This is a genomic window from Paenibacillus sp. FSL H7-0735, from assembly GCF_038008505.1.
GTDB classification, from domain to species: domain Bacteria; phylum Bacillota; class Bacilli; order Paenibacillales; family Paenibacillaceae; genus Paenibacillus_AQ; species Paenibacillus_AQ odorifer.
This window is the reverse complement of record NZ_JBBOZH010000001.1, coordinates 4,144,825-4,159,549: the sequence shown is the minus strand read 5'-3', so window position 1 is coordinate 4,159,549 and position 14,725 is coordinate 4,144,825. Positions and strand designations below refer to the sequence as shown.

14 protein-coding genes are annotated in these 14,725 nt (G+C 43.4%); 8 read left to right on the top strand and 6 right to left on the bottom strand.

Annotated features, from left to right (window positions below):
* The first annotated feature begins 4 nt into the window (after window positions 1-4).
* The gene (locus NSS82_RS18880; protein WP_038571625.1) at window positions 5-469 is read left to right on the top strand and encodes a hypothetical protein; all 465 of its coding nucleotides are present in this window, start codon (window positions 5-7) and stop codon (window positions 467-469) included.
* Here the strand turns inward: NSS82_RS18880 and NSS82_RS18875 are convergent.
* The 3 genes from NSS82_RS18875 to NSS82_RS18865 form a co-directional block, all read right to left on the bottom strand.
* Window positions 461-1,699: a winged helix-turn-helix domain-containing protein gene (locus tag NSS82_RS18875; RefSeq protein ID WP_076273305.1), complete on the bottom strand. Its 1,239-nt coding sequence runs from the start codon at window positions 1,697-1,699 to the stop codon at window positions 461-463. The genes NSS82_RS18880 and NSS82_RS18875 overlap by 9 nt on opposite strands.
* Before the next feature lie 108 nt (window positions 1,700-1,807).
* The gene (locus NSS82_RS18870; RefSeq protein ID WP_036688022.1) at window positions 1,808-3,895 is read right to left on the bottom strand and encodes an ABC transporter ATP-binding protein; all 2,088 of its coding nucleotides are present in this window, start codon (window positions 3,893-3,895) and stop codon (window positions 1,808-1,810) included.
* A gap of 58 nt (window positions 3,896-3,953) precedes the next feature.
* A complete protein-coding gene (locus tag NSS82_RS18865; protein WP_076273304.1) occupies window positions 3,954-5,702 on the bottom strand; it encodes an ABC transporter ATP-binding protein in 1,749 nt (582 codons plus the stop codon).
* Window positions 5,703-6,195: 493 nt separating this feature from the next.
* Between NSS82_RS18865 and NSS82_RS18860 the strand changes: the two genes are divergently transcribed.
* Window positions 6,196-6,522 carry a HesB/YadR/YfhF family protein gene (locus NSS82_RS18860; RefSeq protein ID WP_076273303.1) on the top strand — a complete coding sequence of 109 codons (327 nt, stop codon included), beginning with the start codon at window positions 6,196-6,198 and terminating at the stop codon, window positions 6,520-6,522.
* A 104-nt stretch (window positions 6,523-6,626) separates the two neighbouring features.
* Here NSS82_RS18860 and NSS82_RS18855 read toward each other — a convergent pair whose 3' ends face one another.
* On the bottom strand, window positions 6,627-7,142 hold the full coding sequence (locus NSS82_RS18855) for a hypothetical protein (protein WP_038571616.1): 516 nt from the start codon (window positions 7,140-7,142) through the stop codon (window positions 6,627-6,629).
* A 122-nt stretch (window positions 7,143-7,264) separates the two neighbouring features.
* Here NSS82_RS18855 and NSS82_RS18850 point away from each other — a divergent pair, with 122 nt between their 5' ends.
* The 3 genes from NSS82_RS18850 (at window position 7,265) to NSS82_RS18840 (ending at window position 10,648) form a co-directional block, all read left to right on the top strand.
* Complete coding sequence (locus tag NSS82_RS18850; protein WP_076273302.1) at window positions 7,265-9,013, top strand: ABC transporter ATP-binding protein; 1,749 nt, start codon at window positions 7,265-7,267, stop codon at window positions 9,011-9,013.
* Window positions 9,014-9,201: 188 nt separating this feature from the next.
* Window positions 9,202-9,720 (top strand): sigma-70 family RNA polymerase sigma factor, encoded by a 519-nt coding sequence (locus NSS82_RS18845; protein WP_076273301.1) that lies wholly within the window; start codon window positions 9,202-9,204, stop codon window positions 9,718-9,720.
* Window positions 9,713-10,648 (top strand): DUF4179 domain-containing protein, encoded by a 936-nt coding sequence (locus NSS82_RS18840; RefSeq protein ID WP_076273300.1) that lies wholly within the window; start codon window positions 9,713-9,715, stop codon window positions 10,646-10,648. Before NSS82_RS18845 ends, NSS82_RS18840 begins: the two co-directional genes overlap by 8 nt.
* A gap of 69 nt (window positions 10,649-10,717) precedes the next feature.
* Here the strand turns inward: NSS82_RS18840 and NSS82_RS18835 are convergent, their stop codons facing one another.
* Both NSS82_RS18835 and NSS82_RS18830 read right to left on the bottom strand, forming a co-directional pair.
* Window positions 10,718-11,161, bottom strand: a complete 444-nt coding sequence (locus NSS82_RS18835) for a DUF441 domain-containing protein (protein ID WP_036688009.1) — start codon at window positions 11,159-11,161, stop codon at window positions 10,718-10,720.
* A 1-nt stretch (window position 11,162) separates the two neighbouring features.
* A complete protein-coding gene (locus tag NSS82_RS18830; RefSeq protein WP_076273299.1) occupies window positions 11,163-12,167 on the bottom strand; it encodes a YpdA family putative bacillithiol disulfide reductase in 1,005 nt (334 codons plus the stop codon).
* A gap of 179 nt (window positions 12,168-12,346) precedes the next feature.
* Between NSS82_RS18830 and NSS82_RS18825 the strand changes: the two genes are divergently transcribed.
* The 3 genes from NSS82_RS18825 (at window position 12,347) to NSS82_RS18815 (ending at window position 14,351) form a co-directional block, all read left to right on the top strand.
* Window positions 12,347-12,943, top strand: coding sequence for a DUF2087 domain-containing protein (locus tag NSS82_RS18825; RefSeq protein WP_036688006.1), 597 nt, complete (start codon window positions 12,347-12,349; stop codon window positions 12,941-12,943).
* Window positions 12,944-13,063: 120 nt separating this feature from the next.
* Window positions 13,064-13,519: a DUF3939 domain-containing protein gene (locus tag NSS82_RS18820; protein WP_036688004.1), complete on the top strand. Its 456-nt coding sequence runs from the start codon at window positions 13,064-13,066 to the stop codon at window positions 13,517-13,519.
* A gap of 160 nt (window positions 13,520-13,679) precedes the next feature.
* Entirely contained in the window at window positions 13,680-14,351 is a 672-nt protein-coding gene (locus tag NSS82_RS18815) for an HAD family hydrolase (RefSeq protein ID WP_038571611.1), read from the top strand.
* Window positions 14,352-14,725: the final 374 nt, after the last annotated feature.

Below are 14,725 nucleotides of genomic sequence, written 5' to 3'. Positions count from 1 at the left end.
AAAGATGAAGGATACATATGTACCTGAGAGTGAACAATCGAAAGAGTTATTCGCCTATTTTGGACTGGCAGTTTATTATGGACAGGCCCTCGAGCAGCAGCTTACCAACTTGCTATTGCTTACTAAGCTATCACAAGGAAAAACGCCAACAGAAGCAGATCTGACAGACCTTTATCAGCGAAAACTCAGCAATTCACTCGGCCAACTCATCAAAGAAATCCAACATCATTTTCCTTTCTCGGAGCAAGAAACCGCTCAGTTGGAGGAAGTGTGGAAACAACGTAATTACATCGTTCATGATTACTTTAAAGAGCGTATACAGGAAACCTTTACGCCTGCCGGAAGAGCTAAAATGATTCGGGAGCTGAAACGTTTTAAAAATAAAGCAAGTAGACTTGAAGTTAAACTGCAAGGCTACTGCACAGAAATGTTCACGAAGCTTGGATTAGAGGAGGAAAACTTATTGTAATAATCCTTCTAAGCCGCAAGCTGTTACAACCTCTGGTCTAAAATGAACCGAAGAAGCTCTAACACAGCGAGAGAGTGCAGTTAAAGCTTCGCCTAATGCCGGAATCATCTCCGGTGTTAGGCTTTCTCCAGGTTCCCACCACCAATTGTTAATATTCAATGTTTGCTTCTTCTTATCCATCACCGGTTCAAATCTGCCAACAAAACGATCATTATATAATATTGGCAGTACATAGTAACCATATTCTCGTTCTATTGCCGGCTTATAGACCTCCCAGCGGTAATGAAATCCGAATAATTGCCGAACCAGCTCGCGTTCCCACAACAAATTATCCAGCGGAGCCAAAACAGCCGCAAATGAATCACGTGGTTGAAGCCCAATCTCTTCAGATTCTTGCAGCATCACAGACTCCAAGGTTGGAGCATCTATACTGCGGATATAAAGCGGAACCTTAATCCCCTCGACCCAAACTTCTCTGAGACTATCCTTCTCCAGCAATCTCTGAATCGCCGCCGCACGCTCTTTGCTCTTCAGTCCGGATATGCCCAGCCATCCGTCTCCAGATTTATTCCATAACAAGCCGATACTTCCTATTCTACGTATCACATACCAATCGTGAAATTGTTCTTCCGTGACATTTGGATCGGCTGAACTCAGCAGCTCTGAGGGTAACAAACGTTCAGCGAAATCATAATATCGCCGAGTATGTACACGATGGTGGACAACAATCTCTCCCCAAAAGTACATGCTTTCCATTGCAGCTCGTGATAATCTTGTCGGAGCCCAAGCCCAATCTACTTTCTCCTTTCCGTCTAAATCCAAAGAGGAGAGGGGGCCGCGCTTCTGAAGCTCTTCACGAACCTGTGCTACAGCGACCATTACAGGCTCATTAGCCTGATGGTGGGAGGCAGCAGCTGTTCTTCTCCGCTTAAAATAAGGCCAATCCTCTGTACAATAAATAGACATGTTCTTGTCCCAGCCATCAACGAGCAACCTGTCTTTATACAGAAGCTCTTGGACCAGTTCTGGCGTAAATCCCGGAATCCGTGCTTGGAGGACCAGCTCATGATTATGGCCGGCAATATTAAGGGGGTCATATTGGATGCAGCCTACGTGACGAACATAGTCATAAATACTAAGTTTTCCGGAAGGGATAGCTCCGGCAGTTAACTTTTGATGAGATAGCAGAAACAGCCTGGCTTGTTTCTTAGTCAGATTATAAGTAAGCATCGTTTACTCCTCCAAGGATATGTATTAATTCCCATAATACAGAACATCTGTTCTAAGATCAAGCAGGAAAAAACCCTGAATCACAATGAAGTGACTCAGGGTTGTAAATTACATTTTCTCAAGAGAGGGTTGCAAGTTTCCGAGTGCTGGACGGTTGCTTGCGCCAGCGTTATCGTCAGAGCTGTTAGCAGCGGCACCTACTTGCAGCTGGTACATACGGAAGTATCTTCCGCCAAGCGCCATCAGTTCATCGTGGCTACCGCGTTCTACGATCTCTCCGTGATGTAGGACTAGAATCTGATCTGCACTGCGAATCGTGGATAAGCGGTGAGCGATGATGAAAGTGGTGCGTCCTTTTTTGAGAACTTCCAGCGCATCCTGAATGACGCTTTCCGTTTCTGTATCGATGTTGGAGGTAGCTTCATCTAGAATAAGAATAGCTGGGTCAAAGGAGAGAGCTCTCGCAAAAGAAATCAATTGCCGCTGACCCGCAGATAAAGTACTTCCTTTCTCAATTACCGGTTCATCAAATCCTTGTGGAAGATGAGCGAGCAACTTATCCGCACCAACCTCACGCAATGCACGTTCTACACGTTCACGTGAAATTCGTTCATCCCCTAGGCTGACGTTCGAAGCAATGGTGCCCGTGAAGAGGTACGGATCCTGCAGCACGATGCCCATGTGATTCCGCAGCCACTGCTTCGGAATATCCGTAACCTTTTGACCGTCAATCGTAATATCGCCTTTTTGTGGATCATAGAACCGGAACAGCAGATTGATGATTGAGCTTTTGCCGGAACCCGTATGACCTACAAGAGCGACAGTTTCACCCGGGCGTGCTTCAAAGGAGATATCGCGAAGGACGTAGTCTTTTTTATAAGCAAAAGATACATTCTTAAATTCCACTTTTCCTTTGTAGCGTGGCATGGAGCCGTCAGTAACATTCTCTCCAGGTTCATCCATAAGCGTAAACACACGTCCCGCAGATACCATAGAAGTATCCAGGTTCGCCAACTGGTTCACCATACCTGTGATAGGTTGGAACAAACGTCCGAGCACATCGACAAAGGCATACAGAACGCCTAAGGATACAAAGGTTGAACCAGTAATACTGCCATGTCCGAAATACCAAAGCACCATCACAAAAGAGAGACTACGAAGTGAGTTCACCAGATTGTGGGACGTGAAAGCATTCAGATTTAACATTTTATTCTGATATTTCAAGTAATCATCGTTCAGGTTCTCAAATTCTGCACTAAGCTGCTTCTGACGGCGGAATATCCGGACGATTGACATCCCCTGAATCGATTCATTAATAATGGCGTTAATTTCACTTAGACGTGAGCGAATGATCGTATTGTATTTGGTCGCAATTTTGCGATAGAGCACGATCCACAGCACAAGAATAGGTACAATGAACAAGCTGATCAGACCCAGACGGACATCAAGTAAGAACAGAGCGATATATACGCCAGTTATATTGATAATACCGGTGCTGAAATTGGAAAGAACGGCAATGAATAGATCCTTAATCGCCTCGGTATCATTTGTAACCCGCGACACTACCTTACCAGCAGGCAAATTGTCAAAAAAATGAACGGGTAGTCGCTGGATATGTGCGTATACATCTGTCCGCAGCTTCCGGATTACCTGATTCGCCGAAGATTGCAGCCAGTAGGTTTTTCCGAATTCAGCAAAGATGGAGATTACAAGAAAAATAGCATACATTCCGACCAACTGATAGATTCCAGGAAGCTCAGGTTTGTAAAAAGCGAACAGCTCATCGGCCGATAGCTTAACCGCCGGATAGATAACTTCGTTATCACCACGGGTGATATGCATCTCTCCATCGATGAACTTTCGTTCACCGTCAGGCTGTGTTACAGCTTCGTTAATAAAATAAAAACTTCTCCCTGCTTGAAGAACACGAATTTCTTGGCCTTTAGTTTCACCAGGCTCAAAGCGATCGCCGCGTTTGTATAAACTATTGTTATATTCAGCCGCCTTATCGGGAGACGTGGTGCTGAAATAGGGCTTCTCGATGGCCAGCATGTGATTGTCGATCATGCTTTTGGCTATAAATGGACCTGCCAGCTCTGCCGCTACCCCGATTGAAAGCAGCAGAAGGGCTGCGATAAAGGTTTTCTTTGCGGTCAATGCATATTCCAGCAGGCGTTTGCCTGTACTTTGTGTCAACCGTGACACCTCCTAAAATGTTTTGCGTAGTCGTAGCTCGTTTATTTATGGTTGTAGTTTAATCATTCGATAAGTTATTTTCGACTTGCTGCCGATCATATTGTTCACGGTACCAGCCATTCAAATCCAACAGCTCCTGATGTGTACCTCGCTCAACGATTTGTCCGTTATCCAGTACAACAATCATATCGGCATGTTGGACGGCGGAGAGACGGTGAGTAGAGATTAATGTGGTTTTTCCGGCACGTTCATTCCGGATATTGTCGATAATCTGAGCTTCCGTACGAGCGTCAACGGCTGATAAGGCATCGTCCAGAATAAGAATATCAGGATTAGCGATAAAAGCTCTGGACAGAGAGACACGTTGCTTTTGTCCACCGGAGAGAGATACACCACGTTCACCCACCAGAGTATCCAGACCATCGGACAATGTGCCCAGGTCGTTCTGGAAAGCGGCAGCTGTAATGGCTTGCATAATCGTATCGTCATCGGCGTTGTCTAGACCAAACTGAATGTTTTGCCGAACGGATTTGGAGAAAAGAATTTGCTCTTGCGGAACATAACCCATCCAGCTATGCAGCTGATCCAGGGAAATCTGTTGAATAGGCACGCCAGAGATAAGGATCTCTCCATTACCTGTCGGATATTCGCGGAGCAATTGTTTGAGCAGTGTAGATTTCCCGCTTCCTGTACGCCCGACTACACCTAATGTCTGCCCTTGGTTCAGGGTTAAGTTGACATGGACTAGATTGTCTATCGTCGAAGAAGGATAACGGAAAGTCACATCGTTAAGCTCGATTCGAGTAGGGTGGGGAACTTGAACAGGATGGGCAGCATTTTGAACATCGGGTTTGGAGTTTAACGTCTCGTCGATACGTTCGAGGGAAGCTCCACCACGCTGCATAATGTTGATCAATTCTCCAATAGCGAACATCGGCCATACAATCATACCGAGGTACATATTAAAGGAGACTAGATCACCCAGTGTGATCTGATTGCGGAATACAAGGTAAATCCCATAAGTAAGACCAATAATGTAGCTGAGTCCGACGCAGAAGCGGATAGTTGGTTCGAAGAAAGCATCGACACGAGCTACGGCCATATTTTTGTTGTAAACATCTTCAGTAATATCCGAGAAACGTTTTTCATCAAGACGCTCTTGGACATAAGCACGGATTACGCGTACACCAGAGACAGATTCGAGCACTTGGTCATTCATATCTCCGAATGCATCCTGCGCTAAGCTGTAACGATCATGAATAGCTTTACCATAAAAAATCATAGCTATTGCAATTAGGGGTAATGGTAATACTGCTGCAAGGGTCAATTTCCAACTCACGAGAAAGCCCATCGCAAACAACACAACCGTGAGGTAGATTGTAGAATCCACCAGTGTAAGCATCCCGAATCCTACGGTAGCTGAGACGGCTCTGATATCATTGGTTGCCCGGGCCATGAGGTCACCAGTTCTATTTTTTTCGAAGAACGAGGGTGTCATAGTCATAAGATGATTCATAAATCGGGAGCGCAGCAGGCGCTCAACAAGGTTGGAACCTCCGAAAAGTTTGTGCATCCATATGTAGGTAATCCAATAAATAACTAGCAGCAAAATAAAGATCATGCCGATATATTTGGCAAGCGAAGCTGTAGTAATCGAACCGCGTACTATGTCGTCAATGGCATTGCCTAGCAGACGTGGAGGGAGTAATTCAAGAACGCCTACACCTATGAGTAATATGAGTCCAATCAGGTAACGCCTTTTTTCTCGGCGAAAAAACCAGCCGAGATCGCGAAGAACAGAGAACAAGTAAATCCCTTCCTTTCAGGTTGTAATGATTGCTTGTGATGCTGATAAAAGCGCAAGTGATTATCTCTTCAGCAAACAAAAAAGGCATATCATCCGAAAACGGACGATATGCCTGTAATTTACAGCTATCATGCGCACGGTGCGTTACAGCACCAAGCATGTGAGAGACCTTCAAGAACTAAAGTTATACGGTCCATAAGACTCGCAAAAACTTCAGGATGGCTTAATCACTTGGGCTGCTTCGGTATTCGGTTGAGTAAAAATTCCAACAATAGTAAAATAATATGGCTGTAACTTCGTAAACACCGCGCTCACCCCTTTCATTAATTTGGTAATAACTAGAAGACGTTTAGTTATGTTCAGAGTTTATCATCCGGTTCGCGAATTTGTCAAACTTAATTTTAAATGGATTGGGAAATCATTAATTGCATAAAGTTGTTTGAATATCGACTTATTTTCGTTATGATTAGAATATACAAAGGAGCTGAGAGAAATGAACATGGAAATTAGTCAAGCAGCGGCAGCTTGGTTTAAGAGAGAATTGGACCTTAAGAATGGAGACTATATTCGTTTATTTCCCCGTTATAGCTCGGGAGGTGGACTTCACCCCGGTTTTTCGCTGGGCATTGCTACAGAAGCGCCTGGGCGTCCAGCTATTCAGGTCAAACAGGATGATATTGTGTTCTACATGGAGGAGCAGGACTTGTGGTATATGGAAGGTTATGACCTATCTATCGTATACTCTGAGTCAGAGGATGACATTGAATATAAGTACGAACCAAAGCCGGTATCCGGCGAAGTGCAGGTATCGTTGTCTTAATGATTGTTTATTTTAATCAGGAAAAGCCCTTGCCAAAAGGCAGGGGCTTTTCAAATGCTGTCTTTAAAAATGAGGGTATTCCAGTTGGAAATACATAGGTGTTATCAGTGCAAATTGCGAGAGGTTTCTTCCTCCAGAGCGAAGTCGAAGTCGTCAATATCGTACACCTGAACTGGAACTCCACCCTCGATGATCCGTTGAATCAATTCAAATTGATCCGTTAGGATAGGTACTTTCTCACGTTGTGAGGACAGCAGAAGCTCTGTTTCGATGGGATCGAACATCTCACCGTAGACAGCGGTATCCATACTGTTAATGATGGTGATTTTGGATTGCCCGCCAAGGAGAATACCTGAGCTTTTCGCCCATGGCACTGCTAAACAGCGGTTGATCTTCTTCGCGTTGAGCGGTTCTTCAAAATAAGCAATGAGCTCACTAATCTTCAACTTAACATGCTTGTCGTCGTCCGGACGGTTCATCAACGGATCATCGCTGTCTCGCAGTTCGTATAGTTCCATCACAGTAGTATAAGGCACTATATATTCTACAGGGCTGCTCGATACGAGAAGCTGGCCGTAAATCGCCATCATGACGGCTTCCGTCACAAATTGTCTAGACATCGTTATCCTCCTGAAGTTCGGTACTGCAATTGTACTTATGATCTAAAATTATAAAAACACTGTAGAGAGCAAAAGTCAACTGTACTTAGCAACTCACTAAAGAGAAGGGACAGAATATTCCTGTGAAGCAATGGAAATCATATTTTACTTTTGTACGACCTTATATGAAATTGATTGTGTTTACGCTGTTTATCGGCATGATCAAATTCAGCATTCCGCTAACGCTGCCAATGATTCTGAAATACGTGGTCGATGACCTCCTAATGAACCCGAGCATGGGTATTGAGGAACGGGTATCGCATTTGATGCTTATTCTGGGTGGTGCCTTAATTTTATTTGTAATCGTAAGAGGACCCGTGGAGTATTATCGCCAATACTTTGCTCAGCTTATCACAAGTAAAGTGTTGTTCGATATGCGAAATAAGCTTTACAGTCATTTACAGCGGCTGTCACTGCGGTATTATCAGAATACCAAGGTGGGAGAAGCCATCTCCAGATTTATTAACGATGTTGAGCAGACCAAAAATTTGGTCGAAGTCGGCATGATGAATGTATGGCTCGACACGTTTACGCTAGTTTTTGCTTTGGGATTTATGTTTTATTTAAATCCGGTGCTGGCGCTCGTGTCTATCTCGGTATTGCCTTTTTACGCAATTGCTGTTAACAAATTGTATAAGCGGCTTAAGCTTTTAACGAAAGATCGATCCCAGGCTCTGGCTGGCATTCAAGGTTATCTCCATGAACGGATTCAAGGGATATCAATCATCCGCAGCTTTACGATGGAAAAAGTGGATCAGAAGCAGTTTGAAGACATCAACGGTAACTTTCTTAAAAAAGCGATGGCGCAAACCCGCTGGAACGCTATGACCTTCGCAATTATTAATACATTAACGGATATAGCACCTCTTTTGGTCATCGGATATGGTGGTTATCAGGTCATTCATGGCAATTTGACAGTAGGTACCTTTGTAGCTTTCTTTGGCTATCTGGACCGGATGTATTCTCCGCTGCGAAGATTGATTAATTCCTCGACGGTGCTTACACAAGCCTCTGCTTCTCTTGAACGGGTGCTTGAGCTGCTGAATGAGCCTTACGATATTGTAGACAAGCCGGGAGCAAAAGTGCTAAAGGATGCACGTGGTGAGATTGCTTTTCAGAATGTATGGTTTAAATATAACGAAGAGAATGATTGGGTCTTAAAAGATATTAATCTGAGTATTCAGCCCGGACAGACCATTGCGTTCGTCGGAATGAGCGGTGGAGGAAAGTCCTCCCTTATAAGCTTGATCCCGAGATTCTATGACATCAGTAAAGGCAGCCTCCAAATGGATGGTTATGATATAAAGGAATTAACACAGGAAAGCTTGCGCAGGTCTGTCGGTATGGTCTTACAAGATAATTTCTTATTCAGCGGATCTGTGCGTGAGAATATTTTATTCGGTAATCCTAACGCCACGGAAGAAGAGGTCATTTCAGCAGCAAAAGCTGCCAATGCGCATGATTTTATTGAGCAGCTGCCACTGGGTTATGAGACAGAAGTGGGAGAACGTGGTGTTAAGCTATCCGGAGGACAGAAGCAGCGGGTTGCTATCGCAAGGGTATTTCTCAAGGATCCGAAGGTTCTTATATTAGACGAAGCTACTTCGGCGCTGGATCTGGAATCGGAGCATTTAATTCAACAAGCGCTGCAGTCCCTTTCTTCGGAACGTACTACACTAATTGTAGCGCATAGACTGTCAACGATTACACATGCAGATCAGATTGTCGTACTTGAGAATGGTGAAATTACTGAACGGGGTACGCATGAACAGCTGATGGCGATAGAGGGTAGTTATGCGCGATTATTTAACGTACAGCATTTAGACGCTTAATATGTTTTGGAAAATAATTAAACACCTTAGTGGTCCTCTCGAAAGAGAAGGCCACTTTTTTTGAATTCCAATCAGGCTTGTGGCACACAGTAACTTATACTATGGCAAAAATCCTACGGGGGACTTGAGTCTTTTCGGAGATCATGTGCGTCTAAAGCTTATAAACATCATGAAAGGAAGTGAGGAACGTGAATAAAACCACGCTTGAGGAAAAGGCGATAGCTGGTGATGAAGACAGCTTTACTGTTCTTATTGACGGCATGCAGGAGCGTTTATACCGAATGGCCTACTCCTATGTGCGGAATCAAGAGGATGCGCTGGAGATTGTGCAGGAGACCGTCTTCAAAGCCTATATCTCCATTCATAAATTGAAGCAACCGCAATATTTTAAAACTTGGCTCACCAAGATTGCTGTCAACTGTGCGCTGGACTTTATCCGTAAATCTAAAAAAATCGTGTATATAGATCAAGAGCTAGGAGGCAGTTATGCTCCGAAATCTAGGGAAGAGGTTATGGATTTGCATGAAGCGCTCAGCGGTCTTGATGAAAAATCAAGAATGGTGATTGTGATGAGATATTTGGAGGACTTGCCCATAAAGGAAATTGCAGAGGTTCTCGATATGCCCCTGAGCAGCGTCAAAACCGTTATTTATAGAGGTTTGGAAAAATTAAAAATAAGTATGGAGGAGAGTGAGTACTTTGGATAAGCAACTAGAACGTCTACAGGAAGCCTATAATGAGATTGAAATTCCTAAAGAACTATCATTCGCTTCTCGTAAAGGAATTGAAAGAGGGAAAATCTATAAACAGAAAAACAGTTCTTCAAAACGTACTTTGAAATGGACAGGATCAGTAGCTGCTGCTGTATTGATTTCTTTTACGGTGGGTGTAAATACGGTTCCTGCTTTTGCGAGTAGTATGGATCAAATACCGGTTCTAGGTAAGCTGGTCAGTGTTCTGCAATTTACGGAGGGAAGCGCAGGAGGGGGAACCATTCAGGATGGAGTAGATGTGAATTTTATTTCGGTCAAACAACTGAAGAATAGTGATCAATTGATTTTGAATTTTGCAAATCCGGATGAAACTCAACAGATGGCAAGCTCATATAACGTAAAGTTTACGGAAAATCCGGCAACAATGACGATTACAGTAAGTGGGGCCAGAAAATTCTCAGCAGTCAAAGATCTGGAGACATTAAAACAAAGCCGATATGTTCAGGATGCTTATCCACTAATTACACTAGATGATTCGGCCATTCGGTTCAATGTCACACTTACGGACTCGGTTGCTTATGAGGTGAAAGAATATAAAGAGCCAGCACAGGTAGTGATTACGTTAAAAGAGAAAGGAGACGAAGCAAAAGGGGGCTCTGTATATTCCTTAAGAACGGTCTCACAGCCTTCTGGTGAGGCGCTGGGTATGGCTGAAGAAATGTTATATGGGTTAGAGGATATGCGGATGTTAAAGGATCAGAAAGGCTTATATCTCGTGGAAGCAGGATATTTTAATACAGAAGAAGAGGCTTTGAAGCAGTTGCAGAAAATTAAGACAGAGTATGGCGTTGAAGATTTATTAGTCGTTGAAAAAAGAGCAGCACAGCAAATTCCGCAGTCCATTTCTCAGGTGGAGGAATAATGAAGAAGAAGGTTCAAAAAAGGCACAATAAAAAAAGACCGCCAAAAGCGGTCTTTTTGTGCTGTTCTATTACATTTTGCCGATCATAAGTGATAAAATGCCGGCTGCGATCAGCGGACCGACCGGAACGCCTTTAAATAATGCAACCCCGATCACTGTGCCAATCAGCAGACCCGCAACAACTGTGGGTTGGTTGGTCATGAGCGTAGCACCGCGGCCTCCAAGAAAAGCGACGAGAATGCCGATAGCGATAGCAAGCAAGGACTTCCAGTGTAAGAAGGATTGACCGACTGTCTGCAACGATATTTTGCCGCTGGCTAATGGGGTCATGACCCCGATGGTCAGGATGATAATCCCGATGGTTAAACCGTATTTTTCTAGCCAAGGAAAGGTTTGCTGCAGGCCAAGTACTCTTAGCAGTAATAGGACGACCATTGCTATTGTTACAGGGGAATTGCTGCTGATAATTCCCAGCGCTGCAAGTCCAAGCAAAAGCAAAGAGGTCATGTCCATCTTAATGTTTCAACTCCTTAGGATTAGAACTTTGTTTTGACACAATGTGATCTGCGATAAGCTTACCATGCCCTCTTCCGGTCTCAATAAACACTTCGTTAGCATTGCGGCCGGAGGCGATTACTCCAGCAACATACAACCCTGGAACATTACTTTCCATGGTAGAGGTGTTAAAAGCAGGCTTATCCATGTCGTCATCCATGATCACACCCGCTGAAGTGAGGAGGGTACGGCTAGGACGGAAGCCAGTCAAGGCAAGAACGAAATCATTATCCAATGCTTTCTTGTCCCCCTTATGATCCGTAACAATTACTGAGCTTGCAGTAATTTCAGTGACACGCGAGCCTAAGTGCAGAGTGATTTTCCCTTTTTGCACCATGCCTTCAAAGATTGGCCGAACCCAAGGTTTAATATTCTCTGAGATGCTTTCACCACGATATACCATATCTACCGTAGCTCCTACACGCATAAGCTCCAGCGCTGCATCTACTGCGGAATTACTGCCGCCAATTACAGTTACCTTCATTCCCGTGTAAGGATGAGCTTCACCGAAATAATGAGTAACTTTAGGTAGTTCTTCACCTGGAATGCCAATCATATTCGGCTGATCAAAATAACCTGTTGCTATAACTACATTAGCAGTGATACGTTTCTGATGCTCACCACGCATATTTGACGTATGTACGGCAAAGGTTCCATCTTCAAGCGGCTCAATGGATAAAGCTTCTTCATAAGCGGCGATCTCTAGACCATATTGCTCAGCGGCTCGGCGATAATAGACAAGCGCTTCGTGACGGTAAGGTTTGTCGTTGGTCGAAGTGAACGGAACATCCCCGATTTCTAATAACTGAGCCGTACTGAAAAATTGCATATTTGTTGGATACAAATAAATGGAGTGTACAATAAAGCTTTTTTCAATGATAAGGCTGGACAGGCCTTGGCGTTGGCATTCGATAGCTGCCGAGAGGCCGCAAGGACCTGCACCGATAATAATGACATCTTTCATAAAGCGGGTTACCTCCTGATTGTTACTATCTTTTCTTTAAATCCTACCCTAAATTCATGAATTTTTCCATAAGAGCAGATTGAGTATAATAACCATTGCAAGAATAACGTTGATTATTATATAATTAGATATATATCTAATGTTTCAATTTATTGTGAAATTCTAGGAGCGTGAACCCAGTGCAGTTGGAGAAAATCGTGAGTTATCATAAAGCTTTAGCTGATCCAACGCGTCTTCGCTTATTGTTGCTTCTGTCCCAAGGAGAAATGCACGGGCAAGCGCTGGCTGAGAAGTTGAATTTATCGCAGCCTACAGTCACTCATCATGCGGCTAAATTACGTGAAGCGGCTCTAATAAAAGAAAGACGCGACAAAAATACAGTTTATTTTAAGTTGAATCCGGAGTTTATCAATAATGGTGCTGAGGCTTCACTGCAGTTTATTTTTTCGAAAGGAGCTGAGAATATGGAAGAGCAATTACCTGAGAATAGTCTTCAGGATACTGTAATTCGTAATTTTTTCTCTAAAGATGGCCGGCTGCGGCAAATTCCAGCACAATACAAGAAGAAATTGATAGCGCTTCAATACATGGTTGAGAAGCTGGAGCCAGGAGTTGTTTATACGGAAAAGGAAATCAATGAGTTTATTAAGCAGTTTCATGAAGATTTCGCCACTATTCGTCGTGAATTCATCATGCATCAGTTTATGTATCGTGAGAAGGACAAGTATGAACTAAATCCTCGAGAAGTATGGACTCGGTGGGAATATGTCAAATAATGATCTTTTAAATATTAACATTCTGTGTCGATTTGAAATGTACTGATTAATTATTCGAATTTCGAATAAAATGGAATTGTAAGCGTTATCTGAGACATATTTAGAAAGGAGACTTTCGTTATGTTATTTAAACGCACAAAAAAGCAACCCAAATCAGATCATGTAACCGTCACATTACCCCAAGTGAAACAGGCGATTCGAAAGTTCGAAGAAGATATGCCTGGACCTATTAATAGAACAGCATTAATCTTAGAGGACAAAAGAATCGATATGAGTCGCCTGAAACGTTATTTGGGTGGAATACCCGAACGGAATTTCTATATGTCACGAGAGACCTATGAAATTTTCGAGGAAGAAGACAAGTTAGTGCCGTATTATCTGGATTTAGTTCAGGCTGCTGTAGACAGTTATATTAGTGATACAGGCAAGCTACCGTTGCTTGAAGACACCTGGTTGCCAGAGGTTCATTATCGATTGTTATCTACAGAAAGTTATCTAAAAGAAACACCTCCTTTTCCGCTGTATATTACGGATGAAGAAATGATGCTGACCCATCGGGCAGAGCATTTCGAGTAAAGGAATGACGCAGATACGAATCTTCATAAAGACTGTTCAGTAAAAGGGAAGCCATAAATCCTTTTTGTTGAATAGTCTTTTCTTTGTCTCTTAAGGCATAGTACAATTACATTCTGTAGGTTAGGTTTGAAAATTAACAGCATGTAAGGGGAATCGCTTGATGAAGGAAGTACAAGCTATTTTATTTGATCTGGACAATACTTTAATGGATCGCGACTATACATTTCGCAGCTTTAGCACTCAGTTCGTGCAGGATTTTCTTGGGCATCTGAAACCTGCGGAAGCGCAGGCCGTGATTGAGGATATGATCCACAGAGACGCTGATGGCTATCGTGATAAAGACGGATTTTTCTTAGAACTTAGTGAGATCCTGCCTTGGGAAAAGCCTGTGACGGCTGAACATATCCGGGCGTATTATGATGCGAGCTACATCAATCATGGCGCAGTCATGGAGCATGCTTTGGAGGTTCTGGAGTATTGCGTGGAGCGTGGATATACTTTGGGGCTGGTCACCAACGGTAAAAAAGAAATCCAGAACACCAAAATCGATATTCTCGGCCTGCGAGAGTACTTCAAGGCTATAGTTATATCTGGAGAAGTTGGCATTGCGAAGCCTGATCCTGCGATTTATCAATTGGCACTAGACAAGCTGGGTGCCTCTGCGGATCAAACCTTGTTTATAGGGGATCATCCGGTAAATGATATCTGGGGTGCAGGTAAGGCTGGCCTTGAAGGAATTTGGCTGCAAAGGAAACATCCTTGGGACGATCAGCTGGACATCCAACCTTGGAAAATGATCCGTGAGCTGAAAGAATTAAAGGCTATTTTGTAATCTGGAAAATTTGGGGTTGACATTTTACTGCTGCACCAATTATGATAACAGCATCTTAAATTTCGGAAGGAGACGATGTTTTATGACAGTTTTAAATGTAATGAACTCAACTGTTGTGGATACGTGTCTTCCGGGAACAGCTGCTGCCGAATAATTGATTCGTGCAGTTTAGCAGGTAAGCTCAATTACGCTTATTAGAGCCGCCGGGAACCGTATAGGGTCCGGTGGCTTTTTTGCGTGTGTAGAAAGATTGGATTTGTTGTAATAAATCCACATGTCTATATACCGCCGCCGGAGTCTTTATTTCCGGCGGCTTTTTGTGTTCTCGGAAAACGCCAAGGGGCAAGAAAAAACATAAACATATCTTATAGGAG

Bases quoted from the DNA above. Each gene is read 5' to 3' on its own strand.
- NSS82_RS18880 (WP_038571625.1), top strand. From the start codon at position 5: ATGAAGGATACATATGTACCTGAGAGTGAACAATCGAAAGAGTTATTC.
- NSS82_RS18855 (WP_038571616.1), bottom strand. From the start codon at position 7,142: ATGTCTAGACAATTTGTGACGGAAGCCGTCATGATGGCGATTTACGGC.
- NSS82_RS18830 (WP_076273299.1), bottom strand. From the start codon at position 12,167: ATGAAAGATGTCATTATTATCGGTGCAGGTCCTTGCGGCCTCTCGGCA.
- NSS82_RS18820 (WP_036688004.1), top strand. From the start codon at position 13,064: ATGTTATTTAAACGCACAAAAAAGCAACCCAAATCAGATCATGTAACC.
- NSS82_RS18875 (WP_076273305.1), bottom strand. From the start codon at position 1,699: ATGCTTACTTATAATCTGACTAAGAAACAAGCCAGGCTGTTTCTGCTA.
- NSS82_RS18860 (WP_076273303.1), top strand. From the start codon at position 6,196: ATGAACATGGAAATTAGTCAAGCAGCGGCAGCTTGGTTTAAGAGAGAA.
- NSS82_RS18835 (WP_036688009.1), bottom strand. From the start codon at position 11,161: ATGGACATGACCTCTTTGCTTTTGCTTGGACTTGCAGCGCTGGGAATT.
- NSS82_RS18815 (WP_038571611.1), top strand. From the start codon at position 13,680: ATGAAGGAAGTACAAGCTATTTTATTTGATCTGGACAATACTTTAATG.